The organism is Kitasatospora sp. NPDC089913 (genome assembly GCF_044748625.1).
GTDB lineage: Bacteria > Actinomycetota > Actinomycetes > Streptomycetales > Streptomycetaceae > Kitasatospora.
This window is the reverse complement of sequence record NZ_JBIVGI010000011.1, coordinates 153,098-178,764: the sequence shown is the minus strand read 5'-3', so window position 1 is coordinate 178,764 and position 25,667 is coordinate 153,098. Positions and strand designations below refer to the sequence as shown.

Genomic DNA, 25,667 nt, shown 5'->3' with positions numbered 1-25,667 from the left:
CGGTCCGGCATCATGGGCGGGAGATGCACGGGACCGTTCGTGGGACGAGGTAGGCGTGGGCAGGCGTGGACAGGGTGGCGGCGGCGGGGGCGGGGACGCCGGGGTGCTGCTGGACACGGCGGTGCGCGGGGTGGTGACGGCCCCCGAGGAGGGGCTGGACCTCGCGCTGGACACCGGCGCCTCGCTGCTGGCGGCCTCCGCCGGGTCGTGGCCGGCGGTGAGCCGGGCGGCGCTGGGCCACGCCGACACGGCGGTCGGCCGGTGCTGGTCGGCCGGCTGGCGCCCGGCGGACCTGGTGCGGGTGGTGCGGCGGGAACTGAAGCCGGTGCACCTGGCGCTCGCCGTGGACCTCATCGCCGCCGAGGGGCGCCGCCACCCGGCCGCCGCACTCGACCGCCGCTGGCAGGAGCAGCTGCGCGAGCTGGAGGCGGAGGTGTGGTGGCCCTCCGACGAGGCGTACCTGTCCGGCTTCGCCCAGCGGCACCGGCTGGACCGGTTCGCGCTGGCCACCGCACTGCTGGAGCTGCTGCGCAGCTGGGGCCGGCTGCCGCCGATCGCCCCGGTCGGCCCCGCCCCCGGGCGGGCGGCGCACTCGGCGCACTCGGCGCGCCCGGAGCAGCGGCCGCGCGGCCCGGTGGCGGGCGAGCCCCGGATGCTGTCGCGGATCCGCGCCCTGCTGGCGAAGGCCGAGTCCACCGACTTCCCCGAGGAGGCCGAGGCGCTGACCGCCAAGGCCCAGCAGCTGATGGCCCAGCACAGCATCGACGAGGCACTGCTCGCCGTCGAGGGCGCCGACCCGCACGCCCCCGGCGCGCTGCGGATCGGGGTGGACAACCCGTACGAGGGCCCCAAGACGATGCTGCTGGACGCGGTGGCCGCGGCCAACCGCTGCCGGGTGGTGTGGGCGAAGGAGTTCGGCTTCTGCACCGTGATCGGCTTCGACGCCGACCTCGACGGCGTCGAGCTGCTGTACACCTCGCTGCTGGTGCAGGCCACTCACGCGATGCAGCAGGCCGGGGCCCGGCAGCACCTGGACGGGGCCTCCCGGACCAAGGCGTTCCGGCAGTCCTTCCTGGTCGCGTACGCGGCGCGGATCCGGGAGCGGCTGACCGAGGCGACCGAGCGGACGACCAGCGCCGCGGCGGCCGGCCGGCACCTGCGCGAGGACGGCACGGCGGAGCAGCTGGTGCCGGACGAGCGGCTGCTGCCGGCCCTGAAGGCGCGCACCGAGGCGGTGGACCACGAGGTCGGCCGGATGTTCCCCAAGCTGGTGTCGCAGCGGGTGCGGGTGAGCGACGGCGAGGGCTGGGTGGCGGGCCGGGCGGCGGCGGACCGGGCGTCCCTGCGCGGCGGTTCGGGGGAGATCCGCGGCTGACCCCGGGCCCGGCCGCCCGGCGGGGAGCCTCGGCCGGGACGGCCGGCCCTGCGGCGGCGGCCGGCTCGGCGGGGAGCCTCGGCCGGGACCGGGGCGCCTGGTACAACAGGGCACGGGGACCGACGAGGGGCGGGCAGTGTGAGGACGAGTACGGAGACGGGCTACCAGGACCGGGTGCGCGGCGCCCTGCTCGGCGGGGCGGTCGGGGACGCGCTGGGCTGGCCGGTGGAGTTCCAGCGGCTGGACCAGATCCGGGACCGCTTCGGGCCGGACGGGGTGACCGGCCTGCCGGGCGGCGGTCTGGTCGCCGAGGTCACCGACGACACCCAGATGACGCTCTTCACCGCCGAGGGCCTGATCCGCGGCTTCGTCCGGGGCTGGTCGGGCGGCGGCGGTTCGGTGCCGGAGGCGGTGCACGGCGCGTACCGCCGGTGGCTGCTCACCCAGCAGCAGGGCGCGCCCGACCGCGAGCCGCTGCCCCACCCGTACGACGGCTGGCTGCTGCGCGAGCCGTTCCTGTACGCGCGGCGGGCGCCCGGCACCGCCTGCCTGACCGGGGTGCAGTACCACCCGGTGTTCGAGGCGCCGGTGGCGCTGGGGCAGCCGGGCCCGATCAACGCGCACTCCAAGGGCTGCGGCACGGTGATGCGCTCGGCGCCGTTCGGCCTCGGCCGGCTGGGGGCGGAGCAGGCGTTCGGACTGGCCGCGCAGTGCGCGCAGCTGACCCACGGGCACCCGACCGGCTACCTGGCGGCCGGCGCCTTCGCGGCGCTGGTGGAGCGGCTGGCGGCCGGGACGGAGCCCTGGGCCGCGGTCGGCGAGACGGTGGAGCAGACCCGGGAGTGGCCGGCCTCGAAGGAGACGGTGCAGGCGCTGGCCCGGGCCGTACGGGTGGCCCAGGAGTCCGGGCCGTCCGCCGAGGCGGTGGAGCGGGTCGGCCTCGGCTGGATCGCCGAGGAGTGCCTGGCGATCGCGGTGTACTGCCTGCTGGCGGGCGCCGAGGGCGCCGACGGCGCCGAGCCGGCCCGGACGGCGCTGTTGCTGTCGGTGAACCACTCCGGCGACAGCGACTCGACCGGCGCGGTCTGCGGCAATCTGGTCGGCGCCGCGTACGGCGCCTCGGGGCTGCCGGCCGACTGGACCGAGGCGGTGGAGGGGCGGGAGACGCTGCTGCGGACGGCGGACGACCTGCTGGTGCTGTTCGGCAGCCGGGAGCCGGGCCATCCGGCACTCGGGGACCGCTACCCGGTCTGAGCGCCGAGCCGCCGCCCGCCACCCGGTCCGACCGCCACCCGGTCCGACCGCGAGCCGCCGGCTATGCCGCCGGGTCGGTGACCTGGCCGAGGAAGAGCGGCAGCCCGCTCGCGGTGTCCCGGACCAGGAACAGGAACGGCCGGTCGATGTGCAGCCGGGCCGGGTCCCGCGGCGCCGGCGCGGCCGCCACCTCCACCCCGACGCCGCTGCCGGCCGCCGCGACCGTGCCCTGCTCGTCCACCTGGACGGTGGCCTTCTGCACCACCGGGCCGATCCGGAGCCGTTCGGCGGCGCCCGGCCCGGGGATGCCGGAGAGGTCGGCGTCCTCCGCGAACGCGGCGGTGACGCCGAGCGCCTTCAGCACGGGTGTGAGCTCGCCCCCGCTGTCGAAGCGGAACTTCGGCAGGGTGAGGTCGACCGTCCGCTCGGTGAGCCCGCCCAGCACCTGGTCCAGCTGCGCCTGGTCCAGCCCCTGCCGGAACGCGGCGAAGCCGCCCTGCGCGGGCACGATCAGGTCCATCGCCAGGGTGCTTCCCGCGTAGGGGAGTTCCACGGCCTGCCAGGGCTCGCCGAGGATGCCGCCGGAGCCCTCGGCGTAGCGCAGCGACTCGGCGCCGGCCATGGTCGGCACGGGCGCCGCGGAGCCGTCGAGGCGGTGGAACGGCAGGGCGGTGGTCCGTCCGGCCTTGAACGGGTGGGCCCAGTCGGCCTTGAGGTACAGCGCGTCGGTGAGCGCGAGCCGGGTGTCCGGATTGAGCTGGCCCTCCGCGAAGAGGTCCTTGATCCGGCCCTCGGTGGCCTTCTCGACGACGCCGTTGACGGCCTTCCTGGCGCCCTCCGGGTCCTTGCGGAAGTCGGTGGTGCGCACCCCGGTGCCGAAGCCGGCGGCCAGCACCCCGAGGTAGTGCGGGTCGAGCGGGAAGTCGCGCTGGGCCCAGACGTCGTCGGAGCGCCGCAGCACGGCCCCGCCCTTGCCGCCCGGCGCGCCGGCGCGGTTCAGGGCGCCGGTGGCGAGCGCGTACTGCTCGGGGGTGAGCCCGGTGTGCAGGGCCTCGGCCAGCTGCTCGGCGGTGGTGCCCCGGGCCCCGGGCAGCACCATGGCGAGCACGGTCGCCAGGCCGGACGGCGACAGCACGAGGTTCCGTTCGGCCGCGCCGGGTTCGACGGTGAGGGCGTGCAGCAGGTCGAGCCCGAACGCGGCGGTCGCCGACGCGGTGGCCGCGACCGCCGCCGGGTCGGCGGGCGGCAGCGACGGGGGATCGGCCCGCACCACCCCGGTCCCGCCGCCGGTGGAGCCGCAGGCGGTGAGCAGGGCCGCGCAGCAGAGCAGGAGCACCGCCGGGCGGCGGGTGCGGACGGTCGTGGCGGACATGGCTGACCTCGCCCCTGGATCCCGGCACGGGCCGGTGCCCGCGCCTCGGTCCCGGTTCGACGCACCCCGCCGGGGCCCGGTTCCCTCCGGTGTCGGCCGCTCAGTCCCAGAGCGCGCCGAACTCCAGCAGTTCGTCCCGGTGCTCGATCCGCTCCACCCAGTCCGCCGGCCAGGCGTCGGCGCCCGCGTGGGCCCCGGCGAAGGCGCCGGCCAGGCAGGCGATCGAGTCGGAGTCCCCGGAGGAGTAGGCGGCCCGGCGGACGGCGGCCACCGGGTCGTCCGGGAGCAGCAGGAAGCAGAGCAGTCCGGTGGCGAGGGCCTCCTCGGCGATCCAGCCCTCGCCGGTGGCCAGGCAGGGATCGGCCTCGGTGTCCGGCGCGGCGAGCGCGGCGTCGAGCCGGTCGAGCACCGCCAGGCACTCGTCCCAGCCGCGGGTGGCGAAGCCCTCGGTGGTGGGGTCCTGGGCGTGCGCCGCGAGGTCGTCGAGCCAGCGCGCGTCGTAGTGGCCGCGCCGGGAGAGCGCGTACCCGCGCAGCAAGGCGGGCAGTCCGGCCGGCGGCAGGCCCTCGGCGAGCTCGCGGACGGCGTGGGCGGTGAGCTCGCTCGCGGCGAGCGCGGTGGGGTGGCCGTGGGTGAGGCCGGACTGGAGCTGGGCCGCGCCGGCCAGCTGCGCCGTCGTCGGCCCGCGGACCAGGCCGAGCGGGGCGACCCGCATATTGGCGCCGCAGCCCTTGGAGCCGACGTCGGTGGCGAGCTGCCAGCGCACCCCGGGCGAGGCGAGCCGGTCGCAGGAGCGCAGACAGGTCATGCCGGGGGCACGGTTGTTCTCCGGCGAGCACGCCCAGGCGAGGAACTCGGCGCGCAGCGGCGGCTCCAGGGTCTGCGGGGTGAGCGGCCCGTCCGCCAGGGCGGTGCGCAGGGCGCGGGCCAGGGCCAGCGTCATCTGGGTGTCGTCGGTGATCAGCCCGTCGTCCGGCAGCGGCAGCCGCCGCCAGTCCGGCCACTGCCGCGCGATCAGCGCGACGTCCGAGAACTCGGTGGCCTTGCCCAGCGCGTCCCCGATCGCCAGCCCCAGCAGTGCTCCCGTCGCCTTGTCGCCCACGGCCCGCTCCCCCTCGTCCGTCACACCTCGACCAGCAGTTCCTCCAGCCCGCGGATCACGTAGCCGGGGCGCCACTCGGGCTCGCGGACCAGCCGCAGGCCCGGGGCGCGGCGGAGCAGGGTGCCGTAGGACTCGGTGAGCTCCAGTCTGGCAAGGGGCGCACCGAGACAGAAGTGGATTCCGGCGCCGAAGGTGATGTGCGGGTTGTCGGTGCGGCCGAGGTCGAGGCGGTCGGGGTCGGCGAAGCGCTCGGGGTCCCGGTTGGCGGAGCCGAAGAGCAGGGCGATCTCGGCGCCGCGCGGGACGGTCACGCCGCCGATCTCGATGTCCTCCAGGACCCAGCGCTCGAACATCTGCAGCGGGGTGTCCCAGCGCATCAGCTCCTCGACGGCGGTGGGCAGCAGCCCGTCCACGTCGGCGCGCAGCCGGGCGAGTTCGGCGGGGTTGCGGAACAGCGCCCACCAGCCGTTGCCGGTGGTGTTGACGGTGGCCTCGTGGCCGGCGTTGAGCAGCAGGACGCAGGTGGAGACCATCTCCTGCTCGCTGAGCGCGTCGGAGCCCTCCTGGGCCTGGATCAGCGCGCTGATCAGGTCGGTGCCGGGGGCGGTGCGGCGGTCGCGGATCAGGGCGCGGAGGTAGTCGGAGAACTCGGTGCTCGCGGTGACGGCCCGGCGGGCGGTCTCCTCGGACGGGTTGAGCTCGAACATCCCGGTGATGTCGGCGGACCAGGGGCGCAGCAGGTGCCGGTCGGACTCCGGGACGCCGAGCATCTCGGCGATCACGGCGACCGGCAGCGGCTCGGCGACGGCGGCGATCAGGTCGCCGCCGCCGGCCGCGAGCAGGTCGTCGACGAGTTCGCCGGCCAGCCGCCGCACGGTCGGGCGCAGGCCCTCGACCATGCGCGGGGTGAAGGCCTTGGAGACCAGGCGGCGGATCCGGGTGTGGTCCGGGGCCTCCAGGTCGAGCAGGCCGTTGTCGTTGAGGGTGTGGAACGGCTCGTGCGCCGGGTCGGGTTCGGGCCGGCCGAACTCCTGGTGGCTGAACCGGTGGGTGTAGGTGCGGCCGAGGCGGCGGTCCCGCAGCAGCGCGCCGACGTCCCCGTAGCGGGGGACCAGCCACTGGTCGGTGGGCCCGAAGTACGTTGCCGGGCCCTGGGCGCGCAGTTCGGCGTACGCGTCGTAGGGGTGGGCCACGAACGCCGCGGACCAGGGGTCGAACTTCGCCGTCGTCGTCATCGGTCGATCACTCCAGGCCGTGAGGGGGAGCCGGAAGGATCATCGTACGCACGCGCTCCGTCCGGCCCCAGGGGCGGAGGACCCGCCGCCGCGGACCCCGCCGCGGACCCCGCCGCCCGGCCGCCGCCCGCCGTCCTGCTTGCGGCCCGTCAGTCGGGCCGGCGCAGCCGGATGCTGCCCCGGGGCGCCCGGCCGTCGAACAGCCGAGGGTCGACCGGCCGGGCCGGACGCGGCACCGGCGTGTCCGCCCGGGCGAGCGGGATGCTGCCCCGGCCGCCCAGCGCCAGCAGCCAGGCGGTCGGGTCCGGGCGGCTCCCGTAGGGCCCGCCGGCCTGCTCCCAGACCCGCCGGGCCAGGGTCAGCTGCCGTTCCGTCAGCACCCCGGGCAGCGGTTCGAACGGCGTTCCCGGCACCAGGTACGGGTCCTGTGCCAGGATCCGGCCGATCAGCAGGGCCGCCTTGTAGCGGTCGCTGTCCACCGAGGCCGCGCTGCCGTGCGGGGAGAGCGGGTCGGACCAGTTGGGGGTGTCGGCCTGTTCCAGCACCGGCGCCGCCCCGACCCGGCGGATGCCGTCGCAGTCCAGCAGGTGCACCGCCGGTCCGGGCCCTGCCGACCAGAGCACGTTGGCGTGCGAGAGGTCGCCGATCACCAGCCCCCAGCGGTGGAGCCGGTCGACCAGGCCCACCAGCTCCAGCACCAGGGCCAGCCGCTGCTCCGGGCCGGGGCGGACGACGCCCTGGGTGGCGGGCTTCTCCGGGTAGAGCAGGTACTGCGCCTCGGTGAGCCTGGATCCGCCGGAGGCCGTCCGCCAGGTCATCGACGACGGCGCCTCCCGCATCAGGAACCCGACGCAGCGCGGGCCGTCCACCACCCGGCAGAGCGGCCAGGCGGCCTGCGCGTCCAGCCGGTCCCGGTCGTCCGGCGGCAGGGCGAGCCGCAGGGCGACCAGTTCGGCCAGGGCCGGGCCGTGCACCCGCCCGGGTTCCAGGTAGCGCTTGAACAGCACTCCCGGTACGCCGTCCAGCCGCCGCACCAGGCCCTGACCGCCCCGGCCGGCCTCGGGGCCGGCGGGCAGCAGGGCGAGGCCGAGGTCCGTGCCGCCGGCCAGCGCGTCGGCAATGTCCGGGGCGGTCATACCGGCGCCTCCCAGAGGCAGACGACCGAGCGGTCGTCGTCGTAGCTGCGCACCCGGACCTGGGCCTGCCAGAGGAACTCGGCCAGGCCCGGCACCTCGTGGCCCCAGCGCCCGCCGAGGAACTCCCGCAGCTCGGGCTCCTTGACCAGCGGGAGGGCGAGCCCGTCGGTGCAGAGCACCAGGACGTCACCGGGGCGGGTGTCGGTGATCAGCGCGGTCCGGGCGCGGTCGTACGCCTGCGGGAGGCAGTCCGTCCGGGTGCTGATCAGGGTGCCCGCGCCGTCCCCGTCGGCGTCCAGGTTCTCCCAGCGGTTCGCGCGCAGGCGCAGCAGTCCGCCGTCGCCGACCGCGACGAAGCCCCGGGCCGGGACCGCCGGGTCGGCCGCTGCCAGCAGCGCCCGGAGGGTGGTCGACCAGGTCTTCGGCGGATGCCCGAACCGCTCGGCCTCCCGGGCGAGTTCCTCGGCCGCGGCGGCGACGAGCCGGCTCGTCAGGTCGTCGAACTCCGCCGCCGCGCCGGTCCGCAGCAGGTCCAGCAGGGTGTCCGCCCGCGGCAGGACCTGCTTGGCCAGCAGCCGGACGATGCCGTTGGAGCCGTGGTGGGAGTGGGGCTGGGAGCCCACGCCGTCGGCGACCGCGACCAGCAGCAGCCCGCCGGCCCGGACGACCAGGGCGGCGTCCTGCCGGCACTCGGCCGCGTAGCGGTGGGAGTCGCCGCGGACGGAGGCGGCCCGGACGGTGATCGCGCCGAACCGGCCGCCGTCCACGACGGTGTCGGGCAGCAGGACGCCGTAGAGGTCGCCGCCGCGGACGGTGGGGATGTCGGTCGGTTCGGCGGGATAGGCGGGGGCCTTGCGGCCGACGTGGGCGAGCGGTCCCGGGGTTCGGAACGACGCCGGCCGTACGACCGGGTCGGCGCCGGTGCCGGCGGCGCCGGGGGCGCCGACGGTGGTGGTCCCGGTGGGCGCCTCGGGCGCGGTCGTCCCGGCCGTCCCGGCCGGGGGCGCGGCGGCGGGCGGTCCGACCGGCCCGCCGAGCGGCGACACCGGGTCCGGCCAGGGACCCCGGACCGCGGCCGGGCCCTGGCCGATCGGTCGCGGCAGGAAGTCCTCGGGCGTCACCCGCCCCGGGGTGACGACGGGCCCCACGACGGCGTCGGCGGGCGCGGGTGCCGGGGCCGGCGCGGGCTCCGGCGGCTTGAGGTCCCAGTCCTCGTAGACCGGGGTGTTGACCTCGAACGGGTCGTCCTTGCGGGTCGGCGCGTGCTCCGGCCCGGGCTCGGGCACCTGGCCGGCCGACGGCGGACCCTCGTGCGGATTCATCCGGCGGCCCGGCTCAGAGCTTGTCGAGCGAGACGGCGGTGAAGCCGGACACCTGGTCGTCGACCTGGAGGCTCATACCGGTGCCGGCGGCGGTCGCCCCGCTCACCGAGCGCACGATCGACCGGGTCAGACTGGCCGCGAACTCCCGCAGCGCGGGCGCCACGTCGGCGTCCCCGTCCTCCTGCATGAAGGCCTTGAAGGTCGCGACCCGCGCGATCACCGTCCGGTCGGCCTGACCGATGCCGAAGGCGATGATGTGCGGCCGGAACGCGGCGGCGAGCAGGTCCTGGTAGGGCTGCTCCCAGTCGGTGTCGGTCGGCTCGCCGTCGGAGAGGAAGAAGACCACCGGACGGTAGACGTCGTGGCCCTCCGCCTTCAGCTCCCGCACGTCCCGCTCGATCGCCCGGCCGAGCAGCTCGAAGACTCTGCCGAAGGAGGTCAGGCCGGAGGCCTCCAGGGCCGGCAGTTCCTCGAGGTCGCTCAGGTCGACCAGCGGCTGGAGCTCGTGGGCGTCGGTGGAGAAGCCGATCAGCCCGAACCGGGTCTTGTCGGCGACGGTCGGGTTGGTGCTGATCTCCTGGTGGAGGCTGAACAGCGCCTTGTTGAGGGTGTCGATGTGCGGGGTCATGGACGAGGACTCGTCGCAGACGGCGTAGAACGGGAGGATCTGCACTGCGTTTCTCCTTCGAACGGCAGGGCTTCGGCGGTCGGCCGGTGCGGCGGTCAGCCGGTGTAGAAGTAGATCTCCAGCGAGGCGTGCCGGGGGTTGTCCGCGAGCGAGATGAAGTCCCGCGCGGTGGTGCCCCGGAACATCTCCGGACGGGCCTGCGCGAGCAGGCCGTTGACGGTGTGGGCGTAGGCCTGGCCGGCGCCCGGGTCGCGGTTGCTGCCGAAGGTGAGGACCACGGCGGCCTGTCGTCCGGCGTACGGCTCGGTGGCGGCGCGGATCTGCGCGGCCAGGCCCGCCGCGTCCGAGGAGTCCCCGGTCACGTCGACGGTGACCGGGTCGTGCTCCACCCCGCGCGGCCCGGCCGGGGTGGGGACGGGGAGCGGCGCGGCGCTCGCGGTGGCGCTCGGGACCGGGGTGGCGGTGGGGGTCGTGGCGGCCCGTTCGGCGGCCACCGGGTCGCCCTGGTCGCCCATCGCGACCAGGGCGAGCACCAGCAGCATGTCGGCGAACAGCCAGCCGACCAGGTGGGTGCCGCGCGGGCCGGGCCGCGCGGTCCGGAACCGGTCCCTCATCGGCCCTGCCCGTGCACCGGCACCTCGTCCAGGTCCAGCAGCGTCCGGTCGTCCAGGTCCGCGGCCGTCACGCCGCCCGGGGCGGTGGCGGTGGCCGTGGTGGTGCCCCGGGACCGGGCGGTGCCCTCGTCGGGCCCGGGGCCGGCGGAGGTCTTCACCATGACGACCCCCGGGGAGGCGTCGCCCCGCCGGTCGGCCGCCGCGTCCAGCCGGGCCGCCGCGGCGGTGGCCGCCGAGGCCGCGGCGGCCACCCGGTCCGCCATCGCCACGACCTCGCGCGCCAGGCCGTCGAGCCGTTCCAGTACCTGCCCGCCGACGTCCGCGACGGTCTCCGCGCCGGTGGTGAAGCCGCGCTGGGCGACCGCGAGGTCCCGCACCGCGTCCTCCACCCGCTCCCCGGCGTCCGCGAGTCCGGTGCCGACCCGGTCGGTGGCCTGCCGGACCAGGTCGACCGCGTCGGCGGCCTGCTTCCCGCTCCGGTGGACCAGGCTGTCGGTGGCCGCCGCGCCGTCCCGGACGGTCTCGGCGAGCCGGTCCCCGCTGTCCCTCACCGCCCGGCCGACGCCGTCGACGGCCCTTCCGACGCCGTCGACCGCCTTCTCCACACCGTCGACGGCCAGGCGCAGCGGGTCCACCGCCTCGCCGGCCTCGGTCAGCCGCCGCTCGGCCCCGGCGACCGAACGCTCGACGGCCAGCGCCGCCGCGCTCAGCTCGCGCTGGGTGTCGGCGGCCTGCCGGGCGAGCCGTTCCAGGGTCTGCGCCGCGCCGGTCAGCTCGGCGGCGAAGCGCTGCGGCGTCGAACGGCGGCGCTCGTTCAGTACCAGCTGGGCCCGGGTGAGCAGCGGCGCCAGTTCGGCGAGCAGGTCCTCCGCCTCGGCCTCGGCCGCCGCCTCGCGGCGTTCGGTGCCCGCCCTGCGCAGGCCGTGCGCGACGGACAGCGCCAGCAGCAGCGCGATGAACAGGGTCGCGGACCGGGCGATGTCGCCGAAGCCGGCCCAGCCCGGCAGCCGGCCCTCGAAGCCGGTCTGCCAGAGCTGGAGGAACGGCCGCGCGGCCTGCCGGGGGTCCGTGCCGATCAGGGCCCGGTAGGCGCTGCTGGCCTGCATCAGCCCGCCCCAGGTGACCAGCAGGGGGACGAACACCAGACCGCCGAGCGCCACTTCGGCCCAGGCCCAGAACCGCGGCGCGGGCCGGGGCCGGACGGCGGCCCGTACGCTCTCCGGCCGGACGAAGCTGTGCACCAGGTCGAGTTCGGCCCAGTGGTCCAGGTCGCCGGTCCCGGAGAGCGCCAGGCCCAGTTCGCGGAGCTCCTCCCGCCGGTTCGCCAGTCCGGGCCGGTCGGCCAGTGCCCGCAGTCCGTCCCCGAGCGCGGTGCGGTCCAGCAGCAGGCCTGGGGTCATGAGGGCTCCTTCGTACGCGCCGCCGCGGAGCGGGCACGCCCGTGCCCCGGTGCGGCGCGCGGGCGTGCCCCGCCCGCGCGGCCTCCCCCCGTGGCCGGAAACCGACCACGCCGCTCCGCGCGGCAGCGTAGCGCAGAACAGGCCTTCGGGACTTGGCAGTTCGGAAAGATCGCGAGCCTTTCCGGAGCCGCGCCCGGCGTGCGCGGGCGGTCAGCCGAGGCGGGCGACCAGCCGTTCCACCAGGGCCGGCAGGGCGGTCGAGATCGGCTCCCGGACGACCTCCTCGGCGGCCTCGTCGAGCGGCGTCGGCTCGCCGTTCACCACGATCAGCCGGGCGCCGGCCCGCACCGCGTCGTACGGCAGCGCGGCCACCGGGTAGACCTTCAGGCTGGTGCCGACGGCGATGAACAGCTCGCAGGCCGTGCTGATCGCCTCCGCCTGCCGGAGCACCTCGCTGTCCAGCTGCTCGCCGAACATCACCGTGCACGGCCGCAGGATCCCGCCGCAGGCCCGGCAGGCCGGATCCGGCTCGCCCGCCGCGACCCGTTCCAGGGCCTGCTCCATCGGGCCGGTCGCCCGGCAGTCCACGCAGCGCACCTCCCGCGCGGTGCCGTGGAGTTCGAGCACCTTGCGCGGGGTCTGCCCGGCCCGCTGGTGGAGGCCGTCGACGTTCTGGGTGAGGATCCGCAGCGGCAGCCCGGACCGCTCCAGCGCCACCAGCGCCCGGTGCCCGGCGTTCGGCTCGGCGGCGAGCGCGCCGGTCGCGGCCCGCATCCGCCACGCCTCGCGGCGGACCTCCGGATCGGACAGGTACGGGCCGACGGTGACCAGTCGCTGCGCGCCCGGGTCGCGCTGCCACAGACCGTTCGGGCCGCGGTAGTCGGGGATGCCGGAGTCGGTGGAGATCCCGGCGCCGGTGAGCACGGCGATCAGCGGGCGCTTGGCGTTCATGCCCGGGACGCTACGGTCCGTGCCGAGCGCCCGCCACCGAAAATCCGCCGGTACGGCCGTCGCGGCTTCAGGGGGCGGGGCCGAGCCGCCACCGGCCGCGCACGAGGTCGAGCGTCACCGTGTGCCAGGCCCCGGCCGGGGCCGGGTCGCGCAGCCGCCAGCGCCGGGGGAGCGCCGTCAGCGCGAGCGCCACCTCGGTCGCGGACACCGCCGCCACCGTGCCCGCCCAGTGCGCGCTCGTGGCGATCAGCCGTTCCGCCAGGGCGGGGTCGGGTTCGGGCACCAGCACCGGCGGGGCGTCGTCGGCGTCGGCGTCGGTCAGGGCGGAGCCGGCCAGGAGGGCCAGCAGCCGGCCGAGCAGGGCACCGGGCACCTCCGGGTCCGTCGACTCCACCCGCAGGTAGCAGTCGTCGTGGCCGGAGAACCACAGGGTGGAGCCCTCGAGGAGGGGAAGCAGCGGCTGGTCGAACGCGGTCGTGCCGACGACCAGGGCGAGCTCGTCGAGCCGCTCGGGGGTCACCTCGCCCGGCAGGTCGACCAGGGCCACCTGGTACGGCGTCCAGGTGCCGTCCAGCAGGCGGGGCAGCTCGCCGCGGTCCAGGAGCAGGAACTCCTCGCCGACCCCGATGGTGTCCGACGCCCAGGCGCCGACCGGGTGCACGGCGCAGTCGACGCCCAGCTCCGCCGCGATCAGCGACGGCGCCAGGGACCGGAAGTCCTCGTCCACGAAGCTGCAGGTGTGCAGATCCACCACGGCGACCGGTCCGGCGGCCCGGCCGGCGAGCAGCCCGGCCAGCTCCCCGGCCTGCGCGGCCGTCGCGTCCACCAGCCAGGACCCGCCCGCCGCGCGGACGCCGAAGGTCAGCGGGAACGGCCGGTGGTCCGGTCCGACGCTGTTGACGTTCGACGCGCTGTCACGCCCCACCTCGATCATCGGGCCATTGTCCGGCGCCGGGGCGCCGGGCTCCAGCGGATTCCGCGGCCCGGCACCCCGCCACCGGCGGGGGTCAGCGTTCGACGGCCTTGGCGAGGATCTCCGGGAGACGCTCCAGCAGCCGCCCGGCGGCGAGGCGCAGTCCGAGGACGGCGACGGCGGCGCCGTAGAGGGGGCCGACGAGCAGCAGCGGCCAGGTGACGGCGTCGGTGGCGAGGGCCCAGACCAGCCAGCCGACGACGGGTGCGGCGACGAGGGCACTGCCGAACATCGAGCCGAAGCTGTTCAGCATCACCAGCCCGCCCTGGCCCGGGGCGGCGTTGCGCATCGGGTTGTTGTCGGCGGGCATGGTGTACGGCGCGAGCACGCTGAGCACGGCGCCGATCGCGAGGCCGCTGCCGAGCAGCGCGAACGCGACGCCGACGGCGGCCGGCAGCCCGGCCCAGTCGCCGGTGGCGGCGGCGAGCACCAGGGCGAGCACCAGGGTGACCGGGACGGAGTAGGAGAGGACGGCGAACGCCCGCCCGCGCAGTTCGTCCCGGGCGTCCGCCGGGGTGAGCAGGGTGGCCGCGACCATCCAGAACGCGGAGCCGTCCATGCCGAACAGGTTGAGCATCTGCAGCCCGAGGAACATCCCGGTCATCGCCACCAGATAGACCGTCGACCAGCCCTGGACGATCGACAGCACGCAGATCACCAGGGTCATCCCGATGCTGGTGAAGACGGCGGCCTTGGCCCGCGGCTCGCGCCAGGCGTACCGCAGGTGGCGCTGCATCACCGCGCCGGTCCGGCCCTCCGGCAGGAAGCGCGGGCCGCGCCGCGCCCGCTGGACGCCGCGGACGACCTCCACCGTCGAGGCGTCCGCGGTGACCATCAGCTGCTGCAGGCCGGCCCGCCACCACCGCAGCAGCAGGACGAGCAGCGCGGCGGTCGCGGCGAGCTGGAGCAGGGCCAGCGGCCACCGCCCCTCACCGGCGGTGCGGGCCGCGTCGACGGCGCCGACCGGCGGGATCCAGCGCAGCACGGCGGCGAACGGGGCCAGCGGACCGAGGTCGGCGCCGTTCTCGCCGGCCTTGCCGAAGACGCTCTGCGAGGCGAGGTTGGCGATCTGCGCCAGCAGCGCGAAGAGCAGGCCGCCGAAGACGGCGAAGTCCTTGCCGCGCCGGCTGGAGAGCAGCCGGGCGTTGCCGGCGGCGACCGCCCGGGAGAGTGTCACCACGGTGAGCACCGCGAGCGGCACCCCGACCGCGCCGGCCACCGCCGAGGCGGCGCCGCGGGCGCCGGACAGCGCGGCGCCGGTGAGCAGCACCAGGCTGATCAGGGGGCCGGGGCCGAGCAGCGCGGCCAGCGCCGAGCCGCGCAGCAGCGGTCCCGGCCGCAGCGGCAGCATGGTGAGCCGGGTGGGATCGGCGCTCTCGTCACTGGTGAAGAGGAACAGCGGGATCGCGGCCCAGCCGAGGGTGAGCGCGCCGGCCAGGACGACGCCGGCGTCACCGGCGGCGCCGTGCTCGACGTGGTCGTGGAGGATCGTCAGCAGCAGGGCGACGCCGATCGCGAACAGCAGACCGACGGCGGTGCCGAGCACGTAGAGGGCGGCGCGGCCGCGGCTGCGCCGCAGCCCGTTGCGCAGCAGCCGGAGCTTGAGCGAGACCAGGGTGCGGACGACCGTCCGGTCGTCGGGGACCCCGGCCGTCGGGAGCGGGGCGGGAGCCGGGAGCGGGGCCGGGGCGGGGGAGGAGCTCACCGCTCGCCCCCGCCGAGCCAGTCGAGCGACCGGCCGTCGTCCTCGCGGACGCCGATCAGGTCCAGGAACGCCTCGTGCAGGCTGCGCCCGCCGCGGACGGCGTCGAGCGGGCCCTGGGCGATCACCCGGCCGGCGCTGATGACGGCGACCCAGTCGCAGAGCTGCTCGACCAGCTCCATCACATGGCTGGAGAAGACCACGGTGGAGCCGGCCGCCGCGTACCGCTTGAGCACGCCGCGGATGGTCTGGGCGGAGACCGGGTCGACGCCCTCGAACGGCTCGTCGAGGAAGAGCACGTCCGGGTTGTGCAGCAGGGCGGCGGCGAGGCCGATCTTCTTGCGCATGCCGGTGGAGTAGTCGGCGACCAGCTTGTCGGCGTGGTCGGCGAGGTCGAGGACGGCGAGCAGTTCCTCGGCGCGGCGGTCGACCTCGGCGCCCGGCAGTCCGCGCAGCCGGCCGTTGTACTGGAGCAGCTCGCGGCCGCTGAGCCGCTCGAACATGCGCAGGCCCTCGGGCAGGATGCCGATCCGGGCCTTGGCGGTGACCGGATCGGCCCAGACGTCGGCGCCGTGGACGAGCACGGTCCCCTGGTCGGGCCGGAGCAGGCCGGTGACCATCGACAGCGTGGTGGTCTTGCCGGCGCCGTTCGGGCCGACCAGTCCGATGAACGCCCCGGTCGGCAGCTCCAGAGCGAGCCCGGCGACGGCGGCCTGGCTCCCGAAGTGCTTCCACAGGCCCTGGATGGACACCGCGGAGGGCACGGGGGCGGTCGGGTCGGGGGACGGCGGCGGCGCCGATGCCTGCATGGTGGCTCTCTCTGCTGATGGTCGGACCGGTCGGGGCGGTGGTCGTTCCAAGATCGAAACGGGCCCCGACAACAGCCTGCCACCGCCCGGCCCGGCCTGTCTCCTGCGGCGCTGCCCCAGGTGTGTCGGGACCGAACGGGTGAAGAGCGGGGCGCAGGAGGAGGGACGGATCCGGAGGTGTACCGGTTCGGAAGAAACGGCAACTACTCGGAGCCCCCGTTCGTCCTGCACTATGAGAGTCCGACGAACGGGGGGACCCCGTGGTCGCACGGGGGTACCGGGAGGTGGCGGATGGCCGTTCAGCCGTGGGGTGAGCAGGAGTTCGGGGCGGCCAGGCCGCCGGTTCCGGGCCCGCCCCCGACGCCGTACCCCCCGATGCAGTACCCCCCGATGCCGCCGGCCGCCGCGCCGCAGGCGGCGATGCCGCAGGCGGCGATGCGGGCGGCGACCGCGGACCGCGAGCGCACGGTGGACGTGCTGAAGGCCGCGTTCGCCGAGGGCCGGCTCAGTGCCGCCGAGTACGGCGAGCGCTTCGAGGCGGCCAGCGGCGCGCAGACCTACGGCCAGCTCGCCCGGCTGGTCGCCGACCTGCCGGCCGGGCCGATGGTCGCCCCGCAGATGACGGCCCCGCAGATGGTGGTGCCGGCGACCTTCCTGCCGCCGCCGGTCATGATGCCGCCGCCGCGGCCGACCAACGCGGCGGCCGTGGCCTCCCTGGTGCTCAGCCTGCTGGGCATGGGCGCCCCGGCGGTGGTGGCCGGCCACATCGCCAAGAACCAGATCGCCCGGCGCAACGAGGACGGCGACGGGATGGCCACCTTCGGCCTGGTCCTCGGGTACGTGGAATGCTTCTTCTGGACCCTGCTGATGTTCGCCGTGGTGGCCGGCGGCGCCTGAGCGGTACGAGGAGGCTGGCGGGACGGCCGCCACCGGGAGCGCCCCGGCCCGGGGCCCGCCAGGGGGTGCCGGCCCGGGCCGCCTGCCGCGACGCGACCGGGCGGTCCCTCCCGCCAGGTGTGACGGGCAGGTGAAGGTCCGGGTGAACCGCCGTGGGGACCAAGCCTTAGGATGCCGGGAAGGCTGCCCCGGACCTCGTGCCCGGGGCGGTTCCATGAGACGCGATCTCATTCCCGCCGGTACCTGCTCGGAGGACCTCGACGGGCGGTGACAGTGCCGCCGGGGAGAAAGTCCGGTGACGGGCTCGATGCTGACACGAAGAGACGGCAGTGACTCCTAATCCCAACCGACCGATGACGAAGACCTTCAAGCGGATAGCCGACCGCCTGGTGAACTCCCCGCGACGGCTGTGGGGGGTCTCCTTCCTCCTGTTCGTCGTTCTCGGCTCGGCGTGGTCGCTGTCCACTCCGATGGGCGGCTCGCCGGACGAGTACGCGCACCTGGTGCGGGCCGCCGCGGTCGCCCGCGGGCAGGTCAACGGCACCGAGGTGATGGTCAAGCACCAGGTCGCCGGCATGGACGGCCAGTTCGCCGAGACCGGCGTCCAGCTGCCGGAGTGGTACCGGGAGCTGTCGAGCCGCCACACCTGCTACGCCTTCCAGCAGTGGCAGTCGGCCGACTGCGCGCCACCGCTGGGCACCTCGGAGAAGACCGTCGAGGTGACCACCGCGGCGGGGCGTTACAACCCGCTCTACTACGCGGTGGTGGGCTGGCCCAGCCTGCTCGTGTCCGGTGAGCCCGGGCTGTACCTGATGCGACTGGTCTCCGCGGTGTTCTGCGCCGCGCTGCTGGCCAGCGCCGTGGTCGCGGCCGCCGAGTGGCGACGCCGCGGGATCATGATCGCCGGTCTGCTCGCCGCCCTGACGCCGACGACCCTGTACATGGGCGGCATGGTGAACCCGAGCGGCCCCGAGATCGCCGCCGGTGTCCTGGTCTGGAGCGCGGCGCTGCCGATGTTCATGGCACCGGACCGTGCCCTGCTGAACCGTCGGCTGCTGCGGCTGGGGATCGGCGGCCTGGTGCTGATCAACATCCGCCCGCTGGGTCTGGTCTGGTTCGCCGGCGCGGTCGTCTGCTCACTGCTGCTGACCCAGCGCTCGGCCGTCCGCATGGTGGTGCGGACGAGGGCGACCTGGCTCTGGGGCCTGCTCCTGCTGGCCGGTACCGGGGTCGCCATGGCCTGGGCGATGGCCCACCCGGACCACTCGGTGATCCAGATCCCCGACTGGTTCACCCCGCTGAACGCCGCACGGCGGACCTTCGACAACTCGCTCGTCTACATCCACCAGATGATCGGCGACTTCGGCTGGCTGGACACCCCGGCCCCGGCCATCACCTGGCTGCTCTGGCCGGCCGCGATCATCCTGCTGATCCTGCTGGCGCTCTGCTTCGGCCGCCCGCGCCAGGCCTTCGTGGTGCTGGCCATCATGGTCGCGCTGGTCCTGGTGCCGGTCGCCGCGCAGGCGAGCCAGGCGACCAAGATCGGCATGGTCTGGCAGGGCCGCTACCTGCTGCCCTTCATGGTCGGCCTGCCGATGGCGGCGGCGGCCGTGGCCGCCCTGCGGGTGCCGTCCGGCGGGCTGCCGTGGCGGCGCCTGATCGGCTGGATGGCCCTGACCCTCACGGTGGCGAACGTCGCCGCCTTCGTCTGGACGCTGCGCCGCAACACCGTCGGCACCGCGGGTGCGTTCTTCATCCACCCCGCGCACTGGTCGCCGCCGGGCAGTTGGCTGCTCTGGCTGCTGGCGTACGGCCTCGGCGCGACCGGCCTGGCCGTGATCGCCCTGGCCGGTGACCGCACGCCGCCGGCCCCGGCCCCGACGCCGCACCCGCCGGTCGACGGCGAGCGGGTCCTGCGCCGGGCCGACGACCGGCGGGCGACGCCGGTCGGCTGAACGTCGGACGAGTTGCGGAGCACGCCCGGAGGGAGTGTGCTATAAGCATCGGCCGTGGCGCCGGGGACCTCGGCGCCACGGCCATGACCTGCGACGTTCCATTTGTTTTGACCGAGCCCGATGCGCTAGGTACGCTCTGACCTTGTGCCTGGGGTGTCCCCGGGTCCTTGTGCGTGCATGCACACCGGTCGCCGCGCCGAGCCGGAGCGCCTTTTCGGGCGCGCCGCGCGTAGAGCGCCGTCGCTGTACATCAGCCCACGGGATTCCGTGCCGGAAAAAACCCAACACACCCGACCGCGTGGGTCGACCACGGGGCCGTGTGCGAGGGAACACCGCAGGTTAGTTCCACCAAGCCTTGGCACACAGAAAACGGAGAAACGGTGCCTACGATCCAGCAGCTGGTCCGAAAGGGCCGGCAGGACAAGGTCGAGAAGAACAAGACTCCCGCGCTGAAGGGCTCCCCGCAGCGCCGTGGGGTCTGCACGCGTGTGTACACGACCACCCCGAAGAAGCCGAACTCGGCCCTTCGTAAGGTCGCCCGTGTGCGCCTCACCAGCGGGATCGAGGTCACCGCTTACATCCCGGGCGAGGGCCACAACCTGCAGGAGCACTCCATCGTGCTGGTTCGCGGTGGTCGTGTGAAGGACCTTCCTGGTGTCCGCTACAAGATCATCCGCGGTTCGCTCGACACCCAGGGTGTCAAGAACCGCAAGCAGGCTCGCAGCCGCTACGGCGCCAAGAAGGAGAAGTAAGAATGCCTCGTAAGGGCCCCGCCCCGAAGCGCCCGGTCATCATCGACCCGGTCTACGGCTCCCCGGTCGTCACCCAGCTGGTCAACAAGATCCTGCTGCACGGCAAGCGCTCCACCGCCGAGCGGATCGTCTACGGCGCCCTCGAGGGCGTCCGCGAGAAGAGCGGCGCCGACCCGGTCGTCACGCTGAAGCGTGCGCTGGAGAACGTCAAGCCCGCCCTCGAGGTCAAGTCCCGCCGTGTCGGTGGCGCGACCTACCAGGTTCCGGTCGAGGTCCGCCCGGGCCGCGCCAGCACCCTGGCGCTGCGCTGGATGGTCGGCTACTCGCGCGCCCGTCGCGAGAAGACCATGACCGAGCGCCTGATGAACGAGATCCTCGACGCCAGCAACGGCCTGGGCGCTTCCGTGAAGCGTCGCGAGGACACCCACAAGATGGCCGAGTCCAACAAGGCGTTCGCGCACTACCGCTGGTAGTCCGTACCCCGTCACTAGACAGAGAGAGAACGAGCCACCATGGCTGCAACCTCCCTTGACCTCGCCAAGGTCCGCAACATCGGGATCATGGCGCACATCGACGCGGGCAAGACCACCACCACCGAGCGGATCCTGTTCTACACCGGTGTGTCGTACAAGATCGGTGAGGTCCACGATGGCGCTGCCACCATGGACTGGATGGAGCAGGAGCAGGAGCGCGGCATCACGATCACGTCGGCCGCGACGACCTGTCACTGGACCGTCGACGATGCCGACCACACCATCAACATCATCGACACCCCGGGCCACGTCGACTTCACCGTCGAGGTGGAGCGTTCGCTGCGCGTCCTCGACGGTGCCGTGACGGTGTTCGACGGTGTCGCCGGTGTGGAGCCCCAGTCCGAGACCGTGTGGCGGCAGGCTGACCGCTACGGCGTCCCGCGCATCTGCTTCATCAACAAGCTGGACCGCACGGGCGCCAACTTCTTCTTCTGCGTCAAGACCATCGTGGACCGCCTCGGCGCGACCCCGCTGGTCATGCAGCTGCCGATCGGTGCCGAGTCGGACTTCCAGGGCGTTGTCGACCTGGTCCGCATGAAGGCGCTGGTCTGGTCCGCCGAGGCGGCCAAGGGCGAGATGTACGACATCGTCGACATCCCGGCCGAGCTGCAGGAGCAGGCGGACGAGTACCGCGAGCAGCTGATCGACACCGTGTCGAACGTCAGCGACGAGATCATGGAGCTCGCCCTCGAGGGCGAGGACATCCCGGTCGAGCTGCTGCAGGACGCGATCCGCAAGGGCACCCTGAACTCGGACTTCACCCCGATCTTCTGTGGTACCGCGTTCAAGAACAAGGGCGTCCAGCCCCTGCTCGACGCCGTCGTCAAGTACCTGCCGTCCCCGCTGGACATCGAGTCCATCGAGGGCACCAAGCCGGGCGACGACACCGTCAAGATCTCCCGCAAGGCCTCGGACGACGAGCCGCTCGCCGCGCTCGCGTTCAAGATCATGTCGGACCCGCACCTCGGCAAGCTCACCTTCGTCCGGGTCTACTCGGGCCGCCTGGAGTCCGGCACCTCGGTGCTGAACGCCGTCAAGGGCAAGAAGGAGCGCATCGGCAAGATCTACCGCATGCACGCGAACAAGCGTGAGGAGATCGACTCGGTGGGCGCCGGCGACATCATCGCCGTCATGGGCCTGAAGCAGACCACCACCGGTGAGACGCTGTCCGACGAGAAGAACCCGGTCATCCTGGAGTCCATGGACTTCCCGGCCCCGGTCATCCGCGTCGCGATCGAGCCCAAGTCCAAGGGTGACCAGGAGAAGCTGGGTGTCGCCATCCAGCGTCTCGCCGAGGAGGACCCGTCCTTCCAGGTCAACACGGACGAGGAGACCGGCCAGACCATCATCGCGGGTATGGGCGAGCTGCACCTCGAGGTGCTCGTCGACCGTATGCGCCGTGAGTTCAAGGTCGAGGCCAACGTCGGCAAGCCGCAGGTCGCGTACCGCGAGACGATCCGTCAGGCCGTCGAGCGCATCGACTACACCCACAAGAAGCAGACCGGTGGTTCCGGTCAGTTCGCCAAGGTGCAGATCGCGATCGAGCCGCTCGAGCAGGCCGAGGGCTACGAGTTCGTCAACCTGGTCACCGGTGGCCGCGTGCCGCGGGAGTACATCCCGTCGGTCGACGCCGGCTGCCAGGAGGCCATGGAGTTCGGTATCCTCGCCGGCTACCCGCTCCAGGGCGTTCGCGTGAAGCTGCTCGACGGTGCGGCGCACGACGTCGACTCGTCCGAGCTCGCGTTCAAGATCGCCGGCTCGATGGCCTTCAAGGAAGGCGCCCGGAAGGCCAAGCCGGTCCTCCTGGAGCCGATGATGGCCGTCGAGGTCACCACGCCCGAGGACTACATGGGCGACGTGATCGGCGACATCAACTCTCGCCGTGGCCAGATCCGGTCCATGGATGAGCGTCACGGTGCCCGCGTCGTCACGGCGCTGGTGCCCCTCTCCGAGATGTTCGGCTACGTCGGTGACCTGCGCAGCAAGACCTCTGGTCGCGCGAGCTACTCGATGCAGTTCGACTCGTACGCCGAGGTTCCGAGGAACGTCGCGGACGACATCATCGCGAAGGCCAAGGGCGAGTAACGTCCCGACTTTCGGGACAACAGCCACCCCTTAGGCTATTGGGAGGCAACCCGGGAGGATCCGGTCGGATCCTCCCGGGGCCTCCGGCCCCCCACCCGGTGGGGCGGCACGGGGTGTCCTCCGGACAGCCCACACAAAACCGATCAAAGACCAACTGACGTCACCACGGCGTACAGAACTGTCCTCAGGAGGACTCAGTGGCGAAGGCGAAGTTCGAGCGGACGAAGCCCCACGTCAACATCGGCACCATCGGTCACATCGACCACGGTAAGACCACGCTGACCGCGGCCATCACCAAGGTGCTGCACGACGCGTACCCGGACATCAACCCCTTCACGCCGTTCGACCAGATCGACAAGGCGCCGGAGGAGCGGCAGCGCGGTATCACCATCTCCATCGCGCACGTCGAGTACCAGACCGAGGCGCGTCACTACGCCCACGTCGACTGCCCGGGTCACGCGGACTACATCAAGAACATGATCACCGGTGCCGCCCAGATGGACGGCGCCATCCTGGTGGTCGCCGCCACCGACGGCCCGATGCCGCAGACCAAGGAGCACGTCCTCCTGGCCCGCCAGGTCGGCGTCCCCTACATCGTCGTCGCGCTGAACAAGTCCGACATGGTGGACGACGAGGAGATCCTGGAGCTCGTCGAGCTCGAGGTCCGTGAGCTGCTCTCCGAGTACGAGTTCCCGGGCGACGACCTGCCGGTCGTCCGCGTCTCCGCGCTGAAGGCCCTCGAGGGCGACGCCGAGTGGGGCCAGAAGCTCCTCGGCCTGATGCACGCCGTCGACGAGAACATCCCCACCCCGGCCCGCGCCGTGGACCAGCCGTTCCTGATGCCGATCGAGGACGTCTTCACGATCACCGGTCGTGGCACCGTCGTCACCGGTCGTATCGAGCGTGGCATCCTCAAGGTCAACGAGACCGTCGACATCATCGGCATCAAGACCGAGAAGACCACCACCACGGTCACCGGCATCGAGATGTTCCGCAAGCTGCTCGACGAGGGCCAGGCCGGTGAGAACGTCGGTCTGCTGCTCCGTGGCATCAAGCGCGAGGACGTCGAGCGCGGCCAGGTCATCATCAAGCCGGGTTCGGTCACGCCGCACACCGACTTCGAGGCCCAGTCCTACATCCTGTCGAAGGACGAGGGTGGCCGTCACACCCCGTTCTTCAACAACTACCGCCCGCAGTTCTACTTCCGTACCACGGACGTGACCGGCGTCGTGACCCTCCCCGAGGGCACCGAGATGGTCATGCCGGGCGACAACACCGGCATGACGGTCGCGCTGATCCAGCCGATCGCCATGGAGGAGGGCCTGAAGTTCGCCATCCGTGAGGGTGGTCGGACCGTCGGCGCCGGCCAGGTCACCAAGATCATCAAGTAATTGATGCTCTGACTTCTCGACCATCGGTCGAGGAGGGCCCGGCGAAGATCTCACGATCTTCGCCGGGCCCTCGGCTTTTGTCCGGAGCGGTTCCGCTCTATAGGATCCGGCACCATGGTGCGAACACTCTCCGTGCTGGAAGAATCACGCTCGGTCAATGCATCGAGCGTCGAACACCCCTCTCCCGGAAGCCCCGAGCGCAGTCTGCCGATGCTGGCAGGCTGCCTTTTCGCATCCTGGGTGCTTCCGGCAGCGCTCGTCGGGACCGGCTTCGGCGTGCTGGTCCTCCCGCTGCTGCTGCTGGCCGTCGGCTCCCTGCTCCGGGTCGGCGGCGTGCTGCTCGACCGGCTGGTCGCCGCCGCGCTGGTCGTCGCCGGCGGTGTGCTGGTCCTGGGACTGCTCTTCTCGTTCTGGCCCTGGGGGCTCGATCCCGTCCCCACCTCGGGCGCGCTCCTCAGCGTGGTGACCCTCACCGGGTGGCTGGGCCGGCGCACTCCCCGGCTGCCGTTGCGGTTCCGGCCGTCCGACCTCCTGGTGCTCGGTACCGCCTACGGGATGTGGCACTACCTGTCCGCGCCGCTGACCGGCAAGGGACCGGGCTGGCGCCTGGAGTTCCTGACCACCTCCGAGGACCGGCTCAACCACTTCTCCTACTTCGTCGGCATCCAGCACGTCGGCGGCTACAACTTCCTGCACCAGGAGGCCGCCAAGGCGTACATGATGTCGCCGTCCGAGGCGGTCTACCCGCAGGGCACCCATTTCCTGCTCGCCTGGGTCGACTCGCTGGTGCGGTCCGCGGCGGATCTCGGCACGCCGCTCGGCACCATGAACCGCTACCTGCTGTACGTCCTGGCCGCGTACGCGCTGCTGGGCGCGGCCCTGGTCTGGGCGGCCCGCTGGATCGGCGGCCCGCGACTGCGCGGCTGGCGGACGGCGGCGGTGTGCGGCACGGTCGCCGCGCTGGTCTTCTCCAGCAACTACACCGATCTGGTCGTCCACGGCTTCGACTCCACCGTGGTCGGTCTGCTGGCGGTGGCCCTGCTCGCGGCCTTCATGGTGCGGCCCGCGGCGGGGACGGTCGAGTTCCTGCTCGTCGCGGCGCTCGGTCTGATCACCGTCACCTACGTCTACAACCTCTTCGGCGCCGTGGCCGGCCTCGCCGTGGTCGGGTCCCTGGTGGTCCACCGCCGCCGGTTCCGGCGAGCGCACCGGCCGCGCTGCGCGCTGGCCGCCGCGCTCGCGCTCGGCGTCGCGGGTCTGCCCAGCCTGGTGTCCGTACTCTCCGAGCTCGACGTCGCCGGCACCTCCAACCTCGGCGGTCCCAGCGTCGGCGCGGACCGGGCCGTCATGGTCGGCGGTCTGCTGCTGGGCACGCTGGCCGCGCTGTCGCCGGGCCTGCGGCGGACCGCGACCGGGCAGGCCCTGCTCGTCGTGGTGCTCGGCACCGGGGCGGCGGTCGGCGGTTTCGCCTGGTGGCAGATCCGCACCATCGGGCAGGTCTCCTACTACTTCGAGAAGCTGGCCGGCACCGGGGTCGTGATCGCCCTGGTGTCGATCGGCGCGGTGGGCCCGCTGCTGCGCACCGTCCCGTCCGCCGGGGTACCGGTGCTGCGGCGCCGGATCGGCGAGGGACTCCTCTCGGTGCTCGCGGTGGCGACGGCGTTCGCCCTCTTCGCCGGCGTCCAATGGGGCATGCACTCCTTCAAGGGCAGGCCCTCGGCCTGGCACGACAGCAGCCTGGCGGCCTGGAGCCGGGGGGAGGACTGGAGCGACATCGGTCCCCGGCACGGTGCCACCGTGATGGGCGACCTCGACGGCATCCAGGGGCCGATGATGGTGCTCTACTCGAACGACGACTACAAGAACCTCAAGTCCACCTGGCTCGCCGCCCTGCTGCGTTCGCGCGGCGGCGACATGCTGCCGCTCTACGAGACGCACTGGGTGGACATCGGCGCCGCCGAGCGGCCGGAGGCCGAGCACCGGGCGGCGCTGCAGCATCTGAGGAAGGCCGCGTCGGAACTGGGCGAGCCGATGACCGTGGTGGTGGCCGACCCCGCGACCGGCGAGCGGATCCGCCGTGACCTCGCCGGCTTCCGTCCGGCTGTCACGGTGGTGGTGAAGCCCGGCAACAACTGGGTCCACCCGTGGGCCCGGAGCTTCCCCGGGGTCTGACCCGCCCCC

At 73.7% G+C, this 25,667-nt stretch carries 21 protein-coding genes; 9 read left to right on the top strand and 12 right to left on the bottom strand.

The features are described from left to right. Nucleotides 1-55: 55 nt before the first annotated feature. Both ACIPYS_RS19190 and ACIPYS_RS19185 read left to right on the top strand, forming a co-directional pair. Nucleotides 56-1,375 (top strand): DUF2786 domain-containing protein, encoded by a 1,320-nt coding sequence (locus tag ACIPYS_RS19190; RefSeq protein ID WP_400747411.1) that lies wholly within the window; start codon nucleotides 56-58, stop codon nucleotides 1,373-1,375. Between the two features lie 138 nt (nucleotides 1,376-1,513). After that, the gene (locus ACIPYS_RS19185) at nucleotides 1,514-2,629 is read left to right on the top strand and encodes an ADP-ribosylglycohydrolase family protein (protein ID WP_400747410.1); all 1,116 of its coding nucleotides are present in this window, start codon (nucleotides 1,514-1,516) and stop codon (nucleotides 2,627-2,629) included. Nucleotides 2,630-2,690: 61 nt separating this feature from the next. On the opposite strand, the gene ACIPYS_RS19180 is transcribed toward ACIPYS_RS19185, so the two are convergent. From ACIPYS_RS19180 to ACIPYS_RS19125, 12 genes are all read right to left on the bottom strand, one after another. Then, nucleotides 2,691-4,001 (bottom strand): serpin family protein, encoded by a 1,311-nt coding sequence (locus ACIPYS_RS19180; protein WP_400747408.1) that lies wholly within the window; start codon nucleotides 3,999-4,001, stop codon nucleotides 2,691-2,693. Nucleotides 4,002-4,101: 100 nt separating this feature from the next. Then, the gene (locus ACIPYS_RS19175; protein WP_400747509.1) at nucleotides 4,102-5,103 is read right to left on the bottom strand and encodes an ADP-ribosylglycohydrolase family protein; all 1,002 of its coding nucleotides are present in this window, start codon (nucleotides 5,101-5,103) and stop codon (nucleotides 4,102-4,104) included. Nucleotides 5,104-5,123: 20 nt separating this feature from the next. Then, nucleotides 5,124-6,338 (bottom strand): cytochrome P450, encoded by a 1,215-nt coding sequence (locus ACIPYS_RS19170; RefSeq protein WP_400747407.1) that lies wholly within the window; start codon nucleotides 6,336-6,338, stop codon nucleotides 5,124-5,126. A 149-nt stretch (nucleotides 6,339-6,487) separates the two neighbouring features. Beyond that, nucleotides 6,488-7,474 carry a hypothetical protein gene (locus tag ACIPYS_RS19165; RefSeq protein WP_400747405.1) on the bottom strand — a complete coding sequence of 329 codons (987 nt, stop codon included), beginning with the start codon at nucleotides 7,472-7,474 and terminating at the stop codon, nucleotides 6,488-6,490. Continuing rightward, nucleotides 7,471-8,796: a protein phosphatase 2C domain-containing protein gene (locus ACIPYS_RS19160; RefSeq protein WP_400747403.1), complete on the bottom strand. Its 1,326-nt coding sequence runs from the start codon at nucleotides 8,794-8,796 to the stop codon at nucleotides 7,471-7,473. The genes ACIPYS_RS19165 and ACIPYS_RS19160 overlap by 4 nt, the downstream gene beginning before the upstream one ends. Nucleotides 8,797-8,809: 13 nt before the next feature. Next, nucleotides 8,810-9,469 (bottom strand): VWA domain-containing protein, encoded by a 660-nt coding sequence (locus ACIPYS_RS19155; RefSeq protein WP_093861704.1) that lies wholly within the window; start codon nucleotides 9,467-9,469, stop codon nucleotides 8,810-8,812. A 50-nt stretch (nucleotides 9,470-9,519) separates the two neighbouring features. Further along, nucleotides 9,520-10,038, bottom strand: coding sequence for a hypothetical protein (locus ACIPYS_RS19150; RefSeq protein WP_093865067.1), 519 nt, complete (start codon nucleotides 10,036-10,038; stop codon nucleotides 9,520-9,522). Continuing rightward, nucleotides 10,035-11,438, bottom strand: coding sequence for a methyl-accepting chemotaxis protein (locus tag ACIPYS_RS19145; protein ID WP_400747400.1), 1,404 nt, complete (start codon nucleotides 11,436-11,438; stop codon nucleotides 10,035-10,037). Before ACIPYS_RS19145 ends, ACIPYS_RS19150 begins: the two co-directional genes overlap by 4 nt. Nucleotides 11,439-11,648: 210 nt before the next feature. After that, nucleotides 11,649-12,389, bottom strand: a complete 741-nt coding sequence (locus ACIPYS_RS19140; protein ID WP_093861705.1) for an NAD-dependent deacylase — start codon at nucleotides 12,387-12,389, stop codon at nucleotides 11,649-11,651. A 67-nt stretch (nucleotides 12,390-12,456) separates the two neighbouring features. Beyond that, nucleotides 12,457-13,323: a hypothetical protein gene (locus ACIPYS_RS19135; protein WP_400747398.1), complete on the bottom strand. Its 867-nt coding sequence runs from the start codon at nucleotides 13,321-13,323 to the stop codon at nucleotides 12,457-12,459. Nucleotides 13,324-13,396: 73 nt separating this feature from the next. Continuing rightward, nucleotides 13,397-15,067 carry a hypothetical protein gene (locus ACIPYS_RS19130; protein ID WP_093861707.1) on the bottom strand — a complete coding sequence of 557 codons (1,671 nt, stop codon included), beginning with the start codon at nucleotides 15,065-15,067 and terminating at the stop codon, nucleotides 13,397-13,399. Continuing rightward, nucleotides 15,064-15,873, bottom strand: coding sequence for an ABC transporter ATP-binding protein (locus ACIPYS_RS19125; protein ID WP_093861708.1), 810 nt, complete (start codon nucleotides 15,871-15,873; stop codon nucleotides 15,064-15,066). The genes ACIPYS_RS19130 and ACIPYS_RS19125 overlap by 4 nt, the downstream gene beginning before the upstream one ends. A gap of 375 nt (nucleotides 15,874-16,248) precedes the next feature. On the opposite strand from ACIPYS_RS19125, the gene ACIPYS_RS19120 reads away from it, so the two are divergent. From ACIPYS_RS19120 to ACIPYS_RS19090, 7 genes are all read left to right on the top strand, one after another. Then, nucleotides 16,249-16,770, top strand: coding sequence for a DUF1707 and DUF4190 domain-containing protein (locus ACIPYS_RS19120; protein WP_400747395.1), 522 nt, complete (start codon nucleotides 16,249-16,251; stop codon nucleotides 16,768-16,770). A gap of 353 nt (nucleotides 16,771-17,123) precedes the next feature. Continuing rightward, complete coding sequence (locus ACIPYS_RS19115; RefSeq protein WP_093861709.1) at nucleotides 17,124-18,725, top strand: DUF2142 domain-containing protein; 1,602 nt, start codon at nucleotides 17,124-17,126, stop codon at nucleotides 18,723-18,725. Nucleotides 18,726-19,105: 380 nt separating this feature from the next. Beyond that, nucleotides 19,106-19,477, top strand: a complete 372-nt coding sequence (rpsL, locus tag ACIPYS_RS19110; protein ID WP_014144289.1) for a 30S ribosomal protein S12 — start codon at nucleotides 19,106-19,108, stop codon at nucleotides 19,475-19,477. A 2-nt stretch (nucleotides 19,478-19,479) separates the two neighbouring features. Then, nucleotides 19,480-19,950 carry a 30S ribosomal protein S7 gene (gene rpsG, locus ACIPYS_RS19105; protein WP_030393278.1) on the top strand — a complete coding sequence of 157 codons (471 nt, stop codon included), beginning with the start codon at nucleotides 19,480-19,482 and terminating at the stop codon, nucleotides 19,948-19,950. Between the two features lie 39 nt (nucleotides 19,951-19,989). After that, the gene (gene fusA / locus ACIPYS_RS19100; protein WP_045937819.1) at nucleotides 19,990-22,095 is read left to right on the top strand and encodes an elongation factor G; all 2,106 of its coding nucleotides are present in this window, start codon (nucleotides 19,990-19,992) and stop codon (nucleotides 22,093-22,095) included. Nucleotides 22,096-22,292: 197 nt separating this feature from the next. Next, nucleotides 22,293-23,486, top strand: coding sequence for an elongation factor Tu (gene tuf, locus ACIPYS_RS19095; RefSeq protein ID WP_093861710.1), 1,194 nt, complete (start codon nucleotides 22,293-22,295; stop codon nucleotides 23,484-23,486). A 240-nt stretch (nucleotides 23,487-23,726) separates the two neighbouring features. Beyond that, nucleotides 23,727-25,658: a hypothetical protein gene (locus ACIPYS_RS19090; protein WP_159424975.1), complete on the top strand. Its 1,932-nt coding sequence runs from the start codon at nucleotides 23,727-23,729 to the stop codon at nucleotides 25,656-25,658. Nucleotides 25,659-25,667 lie beyond the last annotated feature (9 nt).